17 protein-coding genes are annotated in these 18,244 nt (G+C 30.4%); 12 read left to right on the forward strand and 5 right to left on the reverse strand.

Going from position 1 to position 18,244, the window contains the following annotated elements:
• Positions 1–56: 56 nt before the first annotated feature.
• From UEQ13_RS02480 to UEQ13_RS02495, 4 genes are all read right to left on the reverse strand, one after another.
• Positions 57–908 (reverse strand): N-acetylglucosamine kinase, encoded by an 852-nt coding sequence (locus UEQ13_RS02480; protein ID WP_329804811.1) that lies wholly within the window; start codon positions 906–908, stop codon positions 57–59.
• 72 nt (positions 909–980) lie between these two features.
• Positions 981–1,991, reverse strand: coding sequence for a type I glyceraldehyde-3-phosphate dehydrogenase (gene gap / locus UEQ13_RS02485; RefSeq protein WP_329804812.1), 1,011 nt, complete (start codon positions 1,989–1,991; stop codon positions 981–983).
• A 236-nt stretch (positions 1,992–2,227) separates the two neighbouring features.
• Positions 2,228–3,214: a 6-phosphofructokinase gene (gene pfkA / locus UEQ13_RS02490; RefSeq protein WP_329804878.1), complete on the reverse strand. Its 987-nt coding sequence runs from the start codon at positions 3,212–3,214 to the stop codon at positions 2,228–2,230.
• 227 nt (positions 3,215–3,441) lie between these two features.
• Positions 3,442–7,956 carry a translocation/assembly module TamB domain-containing protein gene (locus UEQ13_RS02495; protein ID WP_456237518.1) on the reverse strand — a complete coding sequence of 1,505 codons (4,515 nt, stop codon included), beginning with the start codon at positions 7,954–7,956 and terminating at the stop codon, positions 3,442–3,444.
• Between the two features lie 104 nt (positions 7,957–8,060).
• On the opposite strand from UEQ13_RS02495, the gene tsaD reads away from it, so the two are divergent.
• The 12 genes from tsaD (at position 8,061) to UEQ13_RS02555 (ending at position 17,541) form a co-directional block, all read left to right on the forward strand.
• Positions 8,061–9,095, forward strand: coding sequence for a tRNA (adenosine(37)-N6)-threonylcarbamoyltransferase complex transferase subunit TsaD (gene tsaD / locus UEQ13_RS02500; RefSeq protein ID WP_329804814.1), 1,035 nt, complete (start codon positions 8,061–8,063; stop codon positions 9,093–9,095).
• 5 nt (positions 9,096–9,100) lie between these two features.
• Complete coding sequence (locus UEQ13_RS02505) at positions 9,101–9,805, forward strand: 16S rRNA (uracil(1498)-N(3))-methyltransferase (RefSeq protein ID WP_329804816.1); 705 nt, start codon at positions 9,101–9,103, stop codon at positions 9,803–9,805.
• A complete protein-coding gene (locus tag UEQ13_RS02510; RefSeq protein WP_329804818.1) occupies positions 9,798–10,439 on the forward strand; it encodes a DUF4159 domain-containing protein in 642 nt (213 codons plus the stop codon). Before UEQ13_RS02505 ends, UEQ13_RS02510 begins: the two co-directional genes overlap by 8 nt.
• Positions 10,440–10,558: 119 nt before the next feature.
• A complete protein-coding gene (locus UEQ13_RS02515; RefSeq protein WP_329804820.1) occupies positions 10,559–11,512 on the forward strand; it encodes an isopenicillin N synthase family dioxygenase in 954 nt (317 codons plus the stop codon).
• Positions 11,513–11,677: 165 nt separating this feature from the next.
• The gene (locus tag UEQ13_RS02520; protein ID WP_329804821.1) at positions 11,678–12,076 is read left to right on the forward strand and encodes a GxxExxY protein; all 399 of its coding nucleotides are present in this window, start codon (positions 11,678–11,680) and stop codon (positions 12,074–12,076) included.
• A 45-nt stretch (positions 12,077–12,121) separates the two neighbouring features.
• Positions 12,122–12,454, forward strand: a complete 333-nt coding sequence (locus UEQ13_RS02525; protein ID WP_091313569.1) for a translation initiation factor — start codon at positions 12,122–12,124, stop codon at positions 12,452–12,454.
• A gap of 78 nt (positions 12,455–12,532) precedes the next feature.
• Positions 12,533–13,399 carry a nucleoside phosphorylase gene (locus UEQ13_RS02530; RefSeq protein ID WP_329804823.1) on the forward strand — a complete coding sequence of 289 codons (867 nt, stop codon included), beginning with the start codon at positions 12,533–12,535 and terminating at the stop codon, positions 13,397–13,399.
• A gap of 172 nt (positions 13,400–13,571) precedes the next feature.
• A complete protein-coding gene (locus tag UEQ13_RS02535) occupies positions 13,572–13,949 on the forward strand; it encodes a VOC family protein (RefSeq protein ID WP_329804824.1) in 378 nt (125 codons plus the stop codon).
• A 68-nt stretch (positions 13,950–14,017) separates the two neighbouring features.
• A complete protein-coding gene (locus UEQ13_RS02540; RefSeq protein WP_329804826.1) occupies positions 14,018–14,551 on the forward strand; it encodes a GNAT family N-acetyltransferase in 534 nt (177 codons plus the stop codon).
• 30 nt (positions 14,552–14,581) lie between these two features.
• Positions 14,582–15,586, forward strand: coding sequence for a GNAT family N-acetyltransferase (locus UEQ13_RS02545; protein WP_329804827.1), 1,005 nt, complete (start codon positions 14,582–14,584; stop codon positions 15,584–15,586).
• A 52-nt stretch (positions 15,587–15,638) separates the two neighbouring features.
• The gene (locus tag UEQ13_RS02550; protein ID WP_329804828.1) at positions 15,639–16,490 is read left to right on the forward strand and encodes a substrate-binding domain-containing protein; all 852 of its coding nucleotides are present in this window, start codon (positions 15,639–15,641) and stop codon (positions 16,488–16,490) included.
• Between the two features lie 82 nt (positions 16,491–16,572).
• The gene (locus UEQ13_RS02555) at positions 16,573–17,541 is read left to right on the forward strand and encodes a transglutaminase (protein WP_329804829.1); all 969 of its coding nucleotides are present in this window, start codon (positions 16,573–16,575) and stop codon (positions 17,539–17,541) included.
• Here UEQ13_RS02555 and ung read toward each other — a convergent pair.
• Positions 17,513–18,184, reverse strand: a complete 672-nt coding sequence (gene ung, locus UEQ13_RS02560; protein WP_329804830.1) for a uracil-DNA glycosylase — start codon at positions 18,182–18,184, stop codon at positions 17,513–17,515. The two genes, UEQ13_RS02555 and ung, sit on opposite strands and share 29 nt — an antisense overlap.
• Between the last annotated feature and the right edge of the window lie 60 nt (positions 18,185–18,244).

Raw genomic sequence — 18,244 nt, forward strand, 5'->3', positions numbered from 1 at the left:
AGTACTACTCACTAAGGTTTTGATATTTTAACTAACGGAATTAGTTTTATTTTTTTTTAGCTATTGGCTACATGAAACTCAATTAAACCATCAATTGGTCTTCTTAAAACATTTCCTATTTTGATTCCATATTCATTTAAAATAGTTTCTAATTCGTCTTTTAAATAAAACGCTATAGAACCAATAAAATGAACGGGAACTTCTTTATGATTTTCAAATTGCATGATGTAATTCTCTACAAAAGCAATCATTTCTTCACGTATAAATCCTTGACAAATTTCCTCGTCTTTATTCTTGATTAAAAATTTGGCAAACGTTGCTAAATAGGCATTTGGATTAGGTTCTTTATAGAAGTTTTGCTTAATTACATCAGCTTCTAAATTATATTCTTTTTCAAAACTTTCTGCTAAATGTTTTGGCATTTTATTAAAATAATATGCTCTAATTAAATGACGTCCAAAACGGTTTCCACTGCAATCATCCATCGCAATATAACCCAACGATTGTACTTTTTGATGCAAAACATTTCCATCAAAATAACTACAATTTGAACCGGTTCCTAAAATACAAACAATGGCTTTTTCATTTTTGGGAGTAGTAGCAAAAACAGCTGCATACGTATCTTCATAAACTGAAACCTTTGCGTTTGAAAAATAGTCCTGAAACACTTCTGTTAAAAAAATTTTCATTCTATCTGTACCGCAACCTGCTCCGTAAAAATATAGGAAATCAGCTTTATCTTTATTGTGAGAAATATCAAATTTAGCTTCTAAACGAGCAATAATTTCTTCTTTTGTTAATACTTCTGGATTTAAACCCAAAGATTGTGTAGTAAATAAAATTTTTCCATTTGAATCAATGGCAATCCAATCGGCTTTTGTGGAACCGCTATCTACAAGTAATTTCATTTTAGTTTAGTTAGTGATTGGCAAAAATAAAAAAATTGATTCGTTAATAAAAACAAATCACTTTTTTAAATATTATTTTACAGAATTAATATGTACCGCTAAATCAATTAATTTGCTTGAATATCCGTATTCATTATCGTACCAAGAAACCAATTTGAAAAAGGTGGAATTTAAACCAATTCCGGCTTTTGCATCCACAATTGAAGTATGTGTATTGGAAACAAAATCTTGAGAAACTACGTCATCTTCTGTATAGCCTAAAATTCCTTTCATTGAAGTTTCTGAAGCATTTTTAAGGACTTTCATAATTTCTTCATAAGTGGTTTCTTTCGCTAATTTCACAGTTAAATCGACTACTGAAACATCGGCAACTGGAACTCGCATTGACATTCCTGTTAATTTTCCTTTTAATTCTGGAATTACTTTTGTAACCGCAACGGCAGCACCAGTTGAAGAAGGAATAATATTTAATAAGGCCGAACGTCCACCACGGAAATCTTTACGAGAAGGTCCATCAACAGTTAATTGCGTAGCAGTTGTCGCGTGAATCGTTGTCATTAATCCTTCTACAATTCCGAAATTATCATTGATTACTTTTGCCAATGGCGCTAAACCATTTGTTGTACAAGATGCGTTTGAAACAATAGTATCTGCAGCTGTAACTTTCTCGTGATTTACACCCATTACAAACATTGGTGCATCAGCAGAAGGTGATGAAATAACTACTTTTTTAGCACCACCTTTAATGTGAGCATTGGCAGTTTCTAAGGTTGTAAAAATTCCTGTACATTCGGCAACGACATCAACATCTACTGATGTTTCATCCCATTTAATTAATGTTGGATCTTTTTCCGATGTAACACGAATGTATTTATCGTTTACATATAATTTTCCGTCTTTTACTTCTACTTTTCCTGCAAAACGACCATGAACTGAATCGTATTTTAATAAATAAGCTAAATGATCAACTGCTAATAAATCGTTGATCGCAACAACTTCTACATTATCTCTGTTGTATGTTTCTCTAAATACAATTCTTCCAATTCTTCCGAATCCGTTTATTCCTATTTTTACTGTTGACATATCCTATAAATATTTGATTCCGATGGAATCATTAATGGTTTTAATTGCTTGTGGTTTATTATATATGATTTTGCTATAAATATTTGATTCCGCTATAAATATTTGATTCCGATGGAATCATTAATGTTTATCAAAATCGAAAAGCTCCTCTTAACTTAACTCTTTTTACTTTTTACTTTAGCCTTTTTACTTGGCTCTTTTTACTTTTTACTTTAGCCTTTTTACTTGGCTCTTCTCTATGAAGAAACAATATCTGAAACTTTTACTAATTCCATATCAATCTCACTTTGTCCTTTTATGGCTTGTTCTAATGGGGTTAAGGTAATTCTATCGTATTGCAATCCCACCATAAAATTTGATTTTCCTTCTAATAAAGTTTCAACCGCTTTTACACCTAAGCGAGATGCTAAAACTCTATCAAAACAAGAAGGTGCGCCACCACGTTGCATGTGTCCTAAAACAGAAACTCGTACATCGTATTCAGGCATATTTTCTTCTACATAATCTTTTAGTTCGAAAACATTTTTACCAATTTTATCACCTTCTGAAACTACTACAATACTTGATGTTTTTCCTGATTCTTTACTTTTCTTTAAAGATTCAATTAATCGATCTAAACCAAAAGCTTCTTCAGGAATTAAAATTTCCTCTGCTCCTGCTCCAATACCTGCATTTAAAGCGATATGACCTGCATCTCTTCCCATTACTTCTACAAAAAATAATCGGTTATGAGAATTGGCAGTGTCTCTAATTTTATCAATAGCTTCTACCACTGTATTTAATGCGGTGTCATATCCTAAAGTATGACTAGTTCCGAAAATATCATTATCAATAGTTCCAGGAATTCCTATTACAGAGAATCCAAATTCTTCATTAAAAATTTCTGCACCCGTAAAAGAACCATCTCCACCAATTACAACTAGTGAATCTACGCCACTTGCTTTTAAATTATCGTGAGCAATTTTTCTACCTTCTGGTGTCATAAAATCTTTTGAACGAGCCGTTTTTAAAATAGTTCCTCCTTTATTGATAATGTTTTTTACATCACGAGGTCCCATTGGTTTAAAATCGCCTTCAATCATACCTTGATAACCACGGTAAATTCCAACACATTCTACTTTATAATAAGCACAAGCACGAACAACAGCTCGAATGGCTGCATTCATTCCTGGAGAATCTCCTCCCGAAGTTAACACTCCTATTTTTTTAATTGTTGCTGACATATCCATATTATATTATTTGTAAAATTAGCAAAGGAAATTACTTATTATGCTAAAAAATAACTTATTTTTTAGCATAATATCAGTTTCAAACGTTTTCGTTAATAAATTTTTCAGATTTAAGAGAAAGTATTGATTTAATTCTTAGTTCGAGTTGTTTTTCTTGATGAATCTTGGTTTCAAAAAGTTTGTGTTACAAACGATGAAATAACTAAATCAATTGAAATGAATTAATTTACATCATTAATATCTGGAACTCTGTTTTTAGGATCGACTTTTTTCTCTTCTTTAATTTGTCGTTTTCTAGTTTCTTCAATAAAGTTAATAAACTCTGGGTTAGTTTCTGAATCTTGAGAATCATCAACAGGATTATTTAGGTTTTCTCTTGTTTTTTGAGATTTGAATAATTTGTGAAGTAATTCTTTAAAATCATCAAAATCGACGCTATATGATAAACCAATCCCTTGCGTATAGCCAATATTTTGACCAATTGAATTAGAATTTAAGTCATTTTCTTTATTGAAAACGTGAGCGGACAAGGTACCATCTGTATTTAATCTCATTACAACTTCTACATTTCCAACTACATACGATTGATTTACACCACCTACTGGAACTCCAACATTTCCATTAATACTTATCTTATCATTAATTTGAGTGGTTAAAGTAACTAAAGCTCTATCTGAAATTTCTTGTTGTCTATTACCTAATTGATAATTTACACCTAATTGTAATTTATTTTCACCATCTGATAAAACATCTCCAAAAATACTACTTGCTTTTTCAAATAAAGAACCAAAATAGTTGGTGTTTGTAGAAGAAGAGCTAAATTCTCCAGTTCCCATCAGAATAAATGCTTGTTGTTGTCTGAAATCTTTATCTTGTAATTTATAATCTAAATCACTTCTTAAAACAGAACTTACATTTGGGAAATTAATATTAAAATCAGATTGTGGTGCATTTAATTCTCCCGTAATCCCAATTGTTACTTCGGTTGGAATTTTTTGGTTAAAACTAGAATTTTCTAATAGAACACTTGGATTGGCTTGAGTTTTGTAAACGGCTTCTAAATTTAGTTTGGCTCCTAATGGATCACCTTCCCAACTTATAGTTCCACCTTTTTTTACCATAAATTTCTTATCGATAAAACTTCCATATCTAAATGAATATTCTCCTTTACTTACGATAAAGTCACCATTCATTTGGAATTTACCCAAAGTATTTATACTCATATACATAGAACCAAAACCACTTCCTTTCATGGCGTGTCCGTTATCTCTGTTTAAAATGACTTCAATTTCTGCATCTGGAGTGATTTCAAAATCGAAATTTAAATCGATTCCTTGATATGTTTTAGTTGGTTTGTTATTTGGATCTTTAATTCCATATTTTTCTTCACGAGTGGTAAAATGCACTACTCCATTATCACTCACACTTTCAGAATCGTTTACAGGAATTTTGATTGAAGTTCCTCTAGCACTTTCACCTTTAGCACTAATTACTAAAGCTTCGATTGGTCCTTCAATAGTCGCATAACCATCAAAATAAGCTTTCCCAAAATAATACGCATCATCCGAGTCTTTGGTATCTAAAACTAACAATCTATCAGATGCAATTTTCAAATCCATTTCCCAATCGGCAAATTTATCATGCGAAATGGTTCCACTTAATATTCCTCTTGTTTTATCCGGAGTAGTATCTACAATATCAATATTTCTGAAAATAAATTTTTCTTGGGTTAAATCAATTTTTGAATCTTTATCAAAATCGTAATCTACATTTAAATATGGGACTCTCATTCCGGCATTAGACAAATACAAAACACCGTCAACTTCAGGATTATCAATAGATCCAACAATATGTGCTTGCCCTTTTACAAAACCACGAACATTATCCAATATTCCTTTCAAGAATCCACCAATTGGCTTAATATTGAAATTTTCGAATCCAGCATCTAAATTCAACATTGTCTTATCATTGACCACTTCTACAAATCCAGTAGTAAAAAAAGTTTCTTGACCTTGATTTGATATCGTGGCGTCTACATTAAATTTTTTAAAACTTTGATCTCCAAAAACCTCTAATTTTAAATCTCCAACATCAATATCATTCACTACTAAACTATCAATAGTTAAGTTTGTGGAAGGTTCATAAATTAAATCGTCTTGTTTGTATTTTAATTCCCCATTTAATTTTCCGCCAAGGTCTAAATTCTTAATATCTGGTGTGACTTTAGAAATATCTACATCATTAAATGTAAAATTGAAATCTTTAAAAGTATCGCCTTTCATTACACCATTGAAATCAATATATTGATTATTGTGCGATAATGTTAATTGATTGAAATTGAAATTTTTAAAGCCTTTATCAAAAACGACAGTGTTTCCTTTAGTTTCATTTTCATTAATATACCATTGGTAATTTTTGAAGGTAATATCTGATTTTTTGAAACCAATTACAGATTGCTTATTCTCATCAATGGTATGATATAAGTTTAAATCAAATTTATCTTCTCCTTTGGCACCACCTTTAAACTCAGTTCTAGCGAATAAAGTATCGTTTAGTGTTAAATTAATTAAGCTAAATTCTGATATTTTGTAATTCTTGGTATTTAAACTATCTAACTCAATATAAGCATTATATAAAGGGTTTTTGTTGTCTATATCAACTTTAATTCCGTTAAATTTATTTTCGAAAGCATTTACAAATGGCGATTTAAAATCGAATTGAAACAAACCATCATCAGCATTTATTTTTCCTTTTACTCGTGTGTTTTCTCCAATTGTTACGTCTGGATAGAAAACTTCTAAAATCTTATTATAAATCGTAAAATCGAAATCTAAAAACTGATTTTTGTATAATTTATGAGGGGAATAATTGGCATATAAACTACCCACTGCATTTTCTACAATTTTGCGAATTTGTTTGGTTTGATATTTTCCAACTATTTGTCCATCAATCATATCTGAAGAATTCAGCGTGATTGTTCTAATGTTCTGACTATCAAAAGAAGACGTTATGTAAGCATTATCAAAAGTATAATCCGCCTTTTGATTTGAATATGAAATGTTTTCTAATTCAACAACACCAGCTAAATCTTCCAAGGTATTACCTTTGGCTTTCATTTTGATATTTCCAGAGAAAATAGATTTAGCATCTTTAGTATACAGATTTGTTTTTTTCAAATCAGCATAAGCAATTTTCGCATCGAAATCGTATTCTTTTTTCTTTTTACTTAAATCGACTAAACCATCGAATGTCATTTTTAAATTAGAGTCTTTACTGTTCAAAGAACCTTTAAAATAGGGCATCTTGAACGTTCCATCTACATCAATATTTCTGTAAGTATACCCGTTATATTTAAACTGACCAACATTTCCTTTCGCTTTGGTATTCAAATATTTTTTCGAAAACCCAGTACCATTTATATCTAAAACCACTGAAGTTCTACCTAAATCTTTTTCGTCTAAAAAGGCTCCTAAATCGAAATTATCTAACTGAAATTTTCCGTTATAAGTCGCGCGATCAATGTTATCCAATTTATCCATTTTGAAATCACCAACCACATGACCTAACTTTGAAAACAAATCCACATCAGCTATCACCCATTTCTGAGTCATTTCTACATCACCTTTTAAATCAACTCGTCCTAATTTTTGTAATTGTTTTGGTAAATTTTTTCCTAAAAGATTCGGTAAAACTTTACTAACACTTGCCTGACTAGCGGTTAATCTATCAAAACTTCCTTTCATGTAAAATTTCTGGTCGCCTTTACCGAAAAGATTTTTCAATTGAAGATTTCCAACAACTTCGTTATCATTTAAATCGTTGAACTTTAAATTATTAAATTTCAAATCGTTTAAAGTTCCTAAAATATGGGAATCGATATAAAATTTCTGATCTTTTCCGAATTCTGGATAAAAGTAATTTAAATCGTTACTAGAAATTTTTCCTTCTTTTATGTCTAAATCGAAAATAACTTTATTATTGAAATCTTTGAAATCTTTTCTATCGTAACGCAATTCTGTTCTTCCTTTAAAAGATGAATTTTCTGTTTCTAAGATTAATTCGTTTAATAAAATATTCTTTTTCGTGTAGGTGAAATCAGAAGTTAAGTTTTTCATTACTAAACCTCTATGATCTTTAAACGACATTTTATATACATATGCGTAAACATTCGAACCTTTTACGAAAAAATCATCTAATTGTCCGTTAAGATTCGTGAAATCTAAAAGTTTTGGGTTTTCTAAATTTTCATCAATATATCTAAAACGGCTATTTTGCAGCGCAATTGAATTAATTTTTAATCTGAATTTTCCTGTGGATGGCCTTCCTGAATCATCGTCAAAAGCAGCAACAAATTTATCTAAATTGGTTTCCTTCTCACCTTTATATTGTTTGATTTTTAAATTTAAACCATCTGCAAGCAAATCACCAAAGTAAGGATGACCATTTTCAAATAGTTTTTTATAACTTAATATAGAAGTATTGATTCTTGTAAAATGAAATAAAGTATCATTATGATGGTCTCTAGCTAAAACACCTTTTAATTTCACACCTCCGAACGGATTGATTGCTACTTTTTCAACGGTAATATCTACGCCATAATCTTTTTTCAATTCATCGGTTGCGTATTGTCCAAGTTTTGTTTGAACAACAGGTAAAGCCAATAGTATGGCTACTATAAGCAACAAAAGTAGTATTCCAATTAAGGAACGAACAAATATTTTTTTTACCGATTTGATATATTATTTATTTAATTTTGAAAAACAAATCTATTTTTATTTGCTTATAGCAACAAAAATAAGCAATTTTGTAAGACATTTACAATTGTTTTATACCAAATTTCATGCCTAGTATCACAAATTCGGAAAATATTTACACTTTAGCTATAGAAAGTTCATGTGACGACACCTCTGCCGCAGTTTTATGCAATGATAAAGTATTGTCAAATATTGTGGCTGGACAAAAAGTTCATGAAGAATATGGTGGCGTTGTTCCAGAATTAGCTTCTCGTGCACACCAGCAAAATATAGTTCCTGTAGTGGAAATGGCGATCAAAAAAGCCGGAATTACAAAAGAAGAATTAAATTGTATTGCTTTCACTCAAGGTCCAGGATTAATGGGTTCACTTTTAGTTGGTGGAAGTTTTGCCAAATCATTAAGTTTAGGATTAAATATTCCACTAATTGCTATCAATCACATGAAAGCGCATGTTTTAGCACATTTTATAGACGAAGAAGGATATGATAAACCTACATTTCCGTTTATAGCTTTAACTATTTCAGGTGGTCACACGCAAATAATTAAAGTTTCAAGCTTTTTCGATTTAGAAATTATTGGCGAAACAACTGACGATGCTGTTGGTGAGGCTTTTGATAAAAGTGCCAAAATATTAGGACTTCCCTATCCTGGCGGACCTTTGATTGATAAATACGCTAAACTAGGTAACCCGAAAGCTTTCCCTTTTACAAAACCAAAAGTGGATGGATTAAATTTTAGTTTTAGTGGTTTAAAAACTAATATTTTATACTTTATTCAGAAAAAAGTAGCTGAAAATGAAAATTTCATAGCCGAAAATTTAAACGATATTTGTGCTTCTATTCAATATACCATTATTGAAATTTTAATGGATAAATTGAAATTGGCTGTGGCCGAAACGGGTATCAACCAAATTACAATTGGCGGTGGAGTTTCCGCGAATTCAGGAATAAGAAATACACTTAAAGAAGCCGAATCAAAATACGGTTGGAAGACTTATATTCCAAAATTTGAATACACAACAGACAACGCTGCAATGATTGGAATTGTAGGTTATTATAACTTTTTAGAAGAAAATTTCAGTACATCTGATGTCGTTTCTAAAGCAAGAATTGAATTTTAAAAACTATGCAATTATTCTATAATTCCGAAATAAAATCAGGTGATAAAACGTTTACTTTTGATAAAGAAGAAAGTAAACATATTATTAAAGTTTTACGCAAACAAGAAGGTCATAAAATTCATATTACGAATGGATTAGGGTATTTATTTATTTCAGAAATAATTTTAGGATTAGAAAAAAAATGCGAAGTAAAAATCATTGAAGAACAGTTTTTTAAACCATCCACTTTTTATACACATATCGCCGTTGCTCCAACCAAAATGCACGACAGAATGGAATGGTTTTTAGAGAAAGCGACAGAAATCGGAATTCACGAAATCACACCAATTATTTGCGAACATTCTGAAAGAAAAATATTCAAAATTGATAGAGCAGAAAAAATCATTCAATCGGCAACAAAGCAATCCAATCAATATTATTTACCGAAAATAAATGAAGCGATAACGCTATCAGAATTCATTAAAAAAAATCATGAGGGTCAGAAATTTATTGCACATTGTGAAGAAACAGATAAAAAATCATTCTCAAAAGAAATTGAAAAAGAGCAATCAGTGACAATTTTAATTGGTCCAGAAGGCGATTTTTCTACAAAAGAAATTAAATTAGCTTTAGAAAATAATTTTATTCCTGTAACTTTGGGAACCACACGATTAAGAACTGAAACCGCTGCTTTAGTAGCTTGCCATACAATTGTATTGAAAAATGAATAAACTTTTAGTTTTTGGAATTTTATTAGTGTTTAATTTAGGATTTTCCCAAGACATTGCCGTTTTGAAATATTCTGGTGGTGGCGATTGGTATGCTAATCCGACTTCTTTACCTAATTTAGTTAAGTTTTGCAACCAAAACATAAATACAAAATTGAATCCTAAAGTAAATTCTGTAGATGTTGGTAGCGCTGAATTATTCCTCTATCCTTTTGTTCATATGACCGGACACGGAAATGTTATTTTTAGTAATAACGATGTTCAAAATCTTAGAAATTATTTAAATGCTGGTGGGTTTTTACATATTGACGACAATTACGGAATGGATGAATACATCAGAAAAGAAATTAAAAAATTATATCCTGATAATGCACTAATTGAAATTCCGAAAACACATCCAATTTTTCAAGCGCCTTATTCTTTCCCAAATGGATTACCGAAAATCCACGAACACGATAACAAACAACCCATGGCTTATGGTATTTTCATCGAAAACCGATTAGCTCTTTTATACACTTTCGAATGTGATTTAGGAGATGGATGGGAAAGTCCTGAAGTTCACAACGACCCTTTGACTATCAGAGAAAAAGCTTTAAAAATGGGTGCTAATATTTTAAACTACGTGTTTTCAAACTAATTCTATTTGTTAACAATTTTCTTTTCAACAATTTTACCTTAAAAATAAATATTTTTTTATATTTGTATAAGTAAGAATTCAACTCAATATCTGAGTTGGAAAACAAATAATTTTTTATAATGCAAAAAATTCCAAGTGTAGACTTACGTGATTTCCTGTCGGATGACCCGACACGTAAACAAAAATTTGTAAATGAAATCGGAAAAGCATACGAAGACATAGGTTTCGTAGCATTAAAAGGTCATTTTTTAGATGACAAATTGGTTGAAAACTTATATGCTGAAGTGCGAAACTTCTTCAGTTTACCAGTTGAAACTAAAGAAAAATATGAAATTCCAGGAATTGGAGGTCAAAGAGGTTATGTTTCTTTTGGAAAAGAACACGCTAAAGGTCGTTCAGCTGGAGATTTAAAAGAGTTTTGGCATTTCGGACAATACGTTTCAGAAGGTTCAAAATACGCAGGAGAATATCCAGACAATGTAACAGTTTCAGAATTACCAAACTTCAATAGTACAGGTAAAGAAGCTTACAAAATGATTGAAAAAACAGGTGTTTATGTGTTAAGAGCTTTAGCAATTCATATCGGGTTAGATGAATTTTATTTTGATAAGTATATTACTGATGGAAATAGTATTTTAAGACCAATTCATTACCCACCTATTACTGATGAACCTAAAGATGGTGCCGTTCGTGCAGCAGCTCATGGAGACATCAACTTGATTACTTTATTAATGGGTGCTCAAGGGAAAGGTTTACAAGTACAAAACCATGAAGGACAATGGATTGATGCAATTGCAGAGCCAGATGAAATGGTAATTAATGTTGGAGATATGTTAGCACGTCATACCAATAACAAACTAAAATCAACGATTCATCAAGTGGTAAATCCACCAAGAGAATTATGGGGAACTTCCCGTTTTTCTATTCCATTTTTTATGCATCCTGTAAGTGAGATGAAATTAGATTGCTTAGCAGAATGTATTGATGAAAATAATCCAAAATCTTTCGAAGATATTACCGCTGGTGATTTTCTACATGAAAGATTAGTAGAATTAGGATTGATAAAGAAATAACATTTCATAAAATTCCAAAATAAAAATTCCAAATTCCAAGTAAAATTGGGGTTTGGTTTTTTGTTTAAAAGTTTAAAATTATACGCCATATTAGAACGCGGATAAAACGGGTTTACTTCGTAAAACGCAGATTAAAACAGATTATAAACCATAAATATTTTATACATGCACTTATTATACAATGAATTAACGTCTTTAATTCTAAAAACTTATTATGAAGTTTATAATGAGTTAGGTTATGGTTTTCTTGAAAAAGTTTATCAAAATGCCTTACTTATTGAATTAAAAAATAAAGGTTTAGAAGTAACTCCTAACAAAAAAATAAAAGTTTATTATAAAGGAGAAAATGTAGGCGATTATTATGCAGACATAATTGTAAATGATACAGTTGTATTAGAATTAAAAGCTGCAGAATACATAATTGATCAATTTGAAAGCCAATTACTCAATTATTTAAAAGGTACAGATTGTGAAGTTGGACTATTGTTAAATTTTGGCAAGAAACCAGAATTCAGAAGAAAAATTTACGAAAACAAAAGAAAAAATAGAAAAAATCAGTTTTAATCTGCGTTTCGCTATAGCGAATCCGTTTAATCCGCGTTCTAAAATATGGATTTACAAGACCAACTAAAAAACCTTTTCCCAGACCACGTTCCTTCTAATGAACCAGAAGAAACGGAAGAAGTAGCACACGAATTATACGTTCAAAAAGAACCTATGATTTGTAAGTACGAAAAACGTAAAGGAAAAGCGACTACAATCATTGAAGGTTATGAAGGAACCGACGAAGATTTTAAAATTCTTGCCAAAGAAATCAAAACTAAATTGAGTGTTGGCGGTAGTTTTAAAGACGGAGCCATTATTCTTCAAGGCGATTATAGAGATAAAATAATGAAAATGCTTCAAGACAAAGGTTTCAAAACCAAACGAGTTGGAGGTTAATTTGTTTCAAATTTAATGTTTCAAGTTTAAAACAAACTAACTTGAAACCTAAAACCTGAAACTTTAAACAAAAATAACATGATAAAATCATCAGAATTAATATTAAATCCAGATGGAAGTGTGTATCACTTAAATCTAAAACCTGAAAACATTGCGCACGATATTATTTTTGTGGGTGATCAGGAACGTGTATCAAAAATCACGCAACATTTCGATAGTATTGAATTTTCGACACAAAAAAGAGAGTTCAAAACGGAAACTGGAATATATAAAGGAAAACGTTTAACGGTTCAATCTACTGGAATTGGTCCAGACAATATTGACATCGTTTTTAATGAATTAGACGCTTTAGTAAATGTCGATTTAAACACAAGAGAAATCAAAGAAAATCACACTGCTTTAAACATTGTTCGTATTGGAACTTCTGGTTCTTTACAAGCGGATATTCCTGTTGACAGTTGGGTGATGAGTAAATATGCGATTGGTTTAGACAACATGCTTCGCTCCTATTTAATTGAAGAACATTCGATTGCAGAATTAGAAGATGCTTTTATCACTCAAACCAATTGGGATTTAAGAAAAGGACGTCCAACTGTTGTTCCTTGTGCGGAAGCTTTAGAAAACAAAATTTTTTCGGATAAATTTCAAAAAGGTTTCACTGGAACTGCTGGAGGATTTTATGGTCCACAAGGTCGTGTTGTTCGTTTAAACATACAAGATCCACAATTAAATAGCAAAATGGATGCTTTTAATTACAACGGAACGCGTATGACAAATTTAGAAATGGAAACTTCGGCTATCTATGGTTTAGGAAAATTATTAGGTCATAATTGTTTGTCATTGAACGCTATTATTGCCAATAGAGCAGTTGGTGAATTTAGTTCGAATCCTGAAAAAACAGTTAATGAATTGATTGCTTATACTTTGGATAAATTAATAGGATAAAATTGGTACGCTGATTTAACAGATTTACTTCGTAAAACGCAGATTAAAACTGATAAAGGCAACAATAAAATTAGTTTTCCGAATTATTAATAAATGCAGGTAAAAAAATTAATTAAAATCAGTAAAATCAGCGTTTCGCTTTAGCGAATCCGTTTAATCAGCGTACCAAAATATGAAATTTCGCTTTGCCAGACATACCAATAATTTAGATAAACTTAAAAAGTTTTATACCACTATTTTAGGTTTTGAAGTTCTAGGAAGTTTTGAAAATCATAATAACTATGATGGAATTTTTGTTGGAAAACAAAACTTAGATTGGCATTTAGAATTCACACAAACAGATGAAATCGTTGCATTCAATTTTAATGAAGATGATATATTAGTATTTTATCCTGAAACCAATCTAGAATATGGTGTATTGATTGAAAACATTTCTAAAAACAATATCAGTTTTATTGCATCTAAAAATCCATTTTGGAATACTAATGGGAAAATGATTTTAGATCCAGATGGCTATAGAATAGTTATATCAAATTTAAAAGCAAAATAAAACAACACATATTAAAGAAATTATTCTAATTTTTAAAATTTCTCAAATCTGTGTTTAAAATAAAAGTTATGAATTTAATTATAGAAACCCCACGCCTAATCCTTCGCCCGTTTGAAAAATCAGATGCAGAAGAATTGTTTGATATGGACAAAAATCCTAACGTTCATAAATACTTATGGTTAAAACCTGTGGAAAGTATTGATGAAGTGTATGCCTATATTGAAATGGTTCAAAAACAATATGAAGAAAGAGGAATCGGAAGATTTTCTACGATTTTAAAAGAAACTGGCGAATTAATTGGCTGGACAGGCATCAAATTTGTAAACGATCATATCGAAAATGGGAATACTAATTTTTATGATTATGGTTATCGTTTAAACGAAAAATTTTGGAATAAAGGTTACGCTTCCGAGGCTACTAAAGCTTGGTTTGATCATGGTTTCAATGAAATGAAAATTGAATCGATGCATGCTTACACACATGCTGAAAATGGCGCTTCCAATCATGTTTTAGAAAAATATGGCATGCAATTTATGGAAGAATATACTGCAGAAGATGGCATCAATTGGAAATGGTGGCAAATGGAAAACCCCTTTTTATAGAAATTAGTAAAGAGTCAATTAATTAATCTTATGATTGAAACGTTTTACATAGAAACTGAAAGAACCATTTTGCGAAACCTTACAAGTACTGACGCAGAAGATTTTTATTTACTTAACCTTGACCCAGATGTTTTGAAATATACTGGTGATCAACCATTTAAAAATATAGAATCTGCTAAAAAATTTCTTGATGAATATGACCAATTTGAAAAATATGGTGTCGGTCGACTTGCTGTAATTGACAAAAAAAGTTTAAAATTTATTGGTTGGTGTGGGCTCAAATATGATCAAGATAAAGATGAATTCGATATTGGATTTCGTTTTTATAAAAAGTATTGGAATATTGGTTTTGCTACTGAAACTGCACGAAAATGTATTGACTTTGGTTTTAACAAATTAGGAATCCAAAGAATTGTTGGAAGAGCAATGAAAGAAAATATCGGTTCAATTAAAGTTCTTGAAAAGATTGGAATGATATTTAAAGAAGATTTTAACTTTGAGAATCAAGAAGGAGTAATTTTCGAAATAAAAAACGAAAGAGAATTTGAGAATTTAATAGAAAAAGTAAAACAAATCCCATACGGCAGAAACGCAAATCGTCATGATTTTTCATTAGTTGTTTCTGAAAACAAAGGAACTTGTAGCTCTAAACATGCTTTATTAAAAGATTTTGCGAATAATAATAACATTCCAAATGTGAAATTATATATTGGAATATTTAAAATGAATGAAGAAAATACTTCAAAAATTTTTCCTTTACTATCAGAAAATCAAGTTAATTTCATTCCTGAAGCGCATTGTTATTTAAAGATTAATGGAATTCCTTTAGACGTAACAACATCAGAGTCTTTTTATAATAAAATTGAAAATGATATTTTAGAAGAAATCGAAATAGAACCAATACAAGTTGCAGAATATAAAGTTAATTATCACAAAGAATATTTAAAAAATTGGATTATTGAAACCAATCAAAATAAAACTTTTGAAGAAATTTGGGCAATTAGAGAAAATTGTATTCAAAAGCTTTCAAAATAATCTATTCACAAAACCATTTAACCTTTTAAACTTCTAAACTCTTAAACTAAAAATGAAACTAGTAAAAATAGCAGGTGTACCAGAACATTTCAACTTACCATGGCAAATGTGTATTGAAAATGGAGAATTTAATGAAGCTGGAATCGATTTACAATGGACAGATGTTCCAGAAGGAACCGGAAAAATGTGTCAAATGCTTCGTGATAACGAAACAGATATTGCCGTTATTTTAACTGAAGGAATTATCAAAGATTTAACTGAAAACCCACACAGTTCAATAGTGCAAGTTTATGTGAAATCGCCTTTAATTTGGGGAATTCACGTAGATGGAAAAGCGAATTACACTACTATTTCCGATTTAGAAAATAAAGTTTCTGCTATTAGTCGTTTTGGTTCTGGTTCACATTTGATGAGTATTGTGAATGCAGAGAAAAATAATTGGAATACATCAGATATTAAATTCGAAATTGTAAACAACTTAGATGGTGCTATTTCTAGTTTATCAGAAGGAAAATCAGATTATTTCATGTGGGAAAAATATACTACAAAACCTTTAGTTGATGATGGAACTTTCAAACGTGTTGGCGAATGTCCAACGCCTTGGCCCTGCTTTGTTATTGCAGTTAGAAATGAGTTTTTAGCTGAAAATAAATCGGTTGTTGGGTTAATTTTAGATATCATTAATGCAACTACTGAAGAATTCAAGCAAATTCCGAGTATCGACAGAACTTTAGCGACAAGATACAACCAAAAATTAGAGGATATTCAGCAATGGTTGACGCAAACACAATGGAGTCAGAAAAATTTAGAGGAGAAAACATTCGATAAAGTTCAAAATAAACTTTCCGAGTTAAATATCATTTCCAAAAAAGCTGATTTTACTCAAATCGTAAAAAAAGCATAAAACAAGCAATCAAGTTAAGTTCTGGCACAAATTTTAACTACTTTTGAATTCAATAAAAAATTCGAATTCTCGTTATAAAAAAATGACATTTTCTCTGAAATCTCTTTTCGATAAAATTTCCGTTTGGCTTACAGCAAATAAGCTCAGAGAAAATGTCAGTATTATAACTTTAGCTTTTTTAATTTGTATTCCTATCTTCATCTATTTTAGAAAAAATATTTTTTATTTTGATGCAGAAATTCCAATTGATAAAATCTTAATTTTTTTAGTTTTATTATCACTGTTTGTTTTTATCTTAAAAGTATTCAGAAAGAAATTAGCATATTCCATTTCACTTTATGTTATAATCTTCTTAATTGCTTCTACACAAGGAAACTACACGCTTTTTCAAGTCATAAATGCCTATAAAATTATTTTCTTAAGCGACCAAATGCAAAAAGAAGAAGCAGTTTTAGAGCAAAAAACATTGAAACCTTTTCCAAACAAAACTAGAGTTTATGAAAGTGTCGATTTTTTAAATTCGAAAGTCAGAAATTTTGCGCTATTTGCTATCAACAAGCATTTTACAAAAACTCCTAATTATGTGGCGAATCGAAAATTAATTCAATATTTTGCCGTTTTTAAAGAGATAAATGCGCGTTGGAATTATGTAAACGATCCAAAAGGTCAAGAATATTTTGCTAGCGGAAGTGAAAGTTTACTTTATTTTTCTGGAGATTGCGACGATCATGCTATTTTAATGTGTTCAGCGATTAAATCTATTGGAGGAAGTATGCGATTAATTCATACCGGAAAACATATGTATCCAGAATTATTAATTGGAACCGCAAAAGATCTGGAAATTGCTACCTATTTAATTAGTAGTGAGTTATTTCCAAAACAATCTAAACACAAAACCATTTATTTTCATCGCGACGAAAGAGGTAAAATTTGGCTAAATTTAGATTACACGGCACGTTATCCAGGTGGACCGTTTTTAGGTGAAGAAGTATTGAGTATTTTAGATTTACAAGAACCCGAACTTACCAGTCAATCTGGGTTTTTCCAATAGCTTTTAAATAGTCATTCGCTTGGCTAAAATGTTTGTTTCCAAACCAAAAACCTCTATTCGCACTTAATGGAGATGGATGTCCTGATTCTAAAACCAAATGCTTTTCTCTATTAATTTTCAAACCTTTTTTATGCGCAAAACTTCCCCAAAGCATAAAAACAACATTTTCGTAATTTTCTGAAATATAACTAATTACACTATCTGTAAATAAGTTCCACTTTAAGTGTTTATGACTGTTCGCTTCATCTTTTCTAACAGTTAAACCTGCATTTAAAAGTAAAATTCCTTGTTCCGCCCAACGTTCTAAATTTCCATTCGTTGGTAAAAATATCGAATCAAAATCGGAATTAATTTCAGCAAAAATATTCTTTAACGAAGGCGGGATTTTCACACCATCATTTACCGAAAAACACAAACCATTCGCCTCACCTTCACCATGATAAGGATCTTGACCAATAATTACTACTTTCAAATCGTCTAATTTACATTTTTCAAATGCATGAAAAATTAGTTCTTTTGGTGGGAAACAAGTTGAATTATTGTATTCGTTTTCAACATCTTGCATCAATTTTAAAAAATAATCTTTTTGAGTTTCTATTTCAAAAAATGGTTTCCAAGAAAAATCAATATCTTTATAAAGCATATTTATAGTTTTTACAAATATAAAAACTTTATCTTTTGTAACTTTGCGAATATACTAGAA

Origin of the sequence: Flavobacterium facile (assembly GCF_036321945.1) — a bacterium.
GTDB lineage: Bacteria > Bacteroidota > Bacteroidia > Flavobacteriales > Flavobacteriaceae > Flavobacterium > Flavobacterium facile.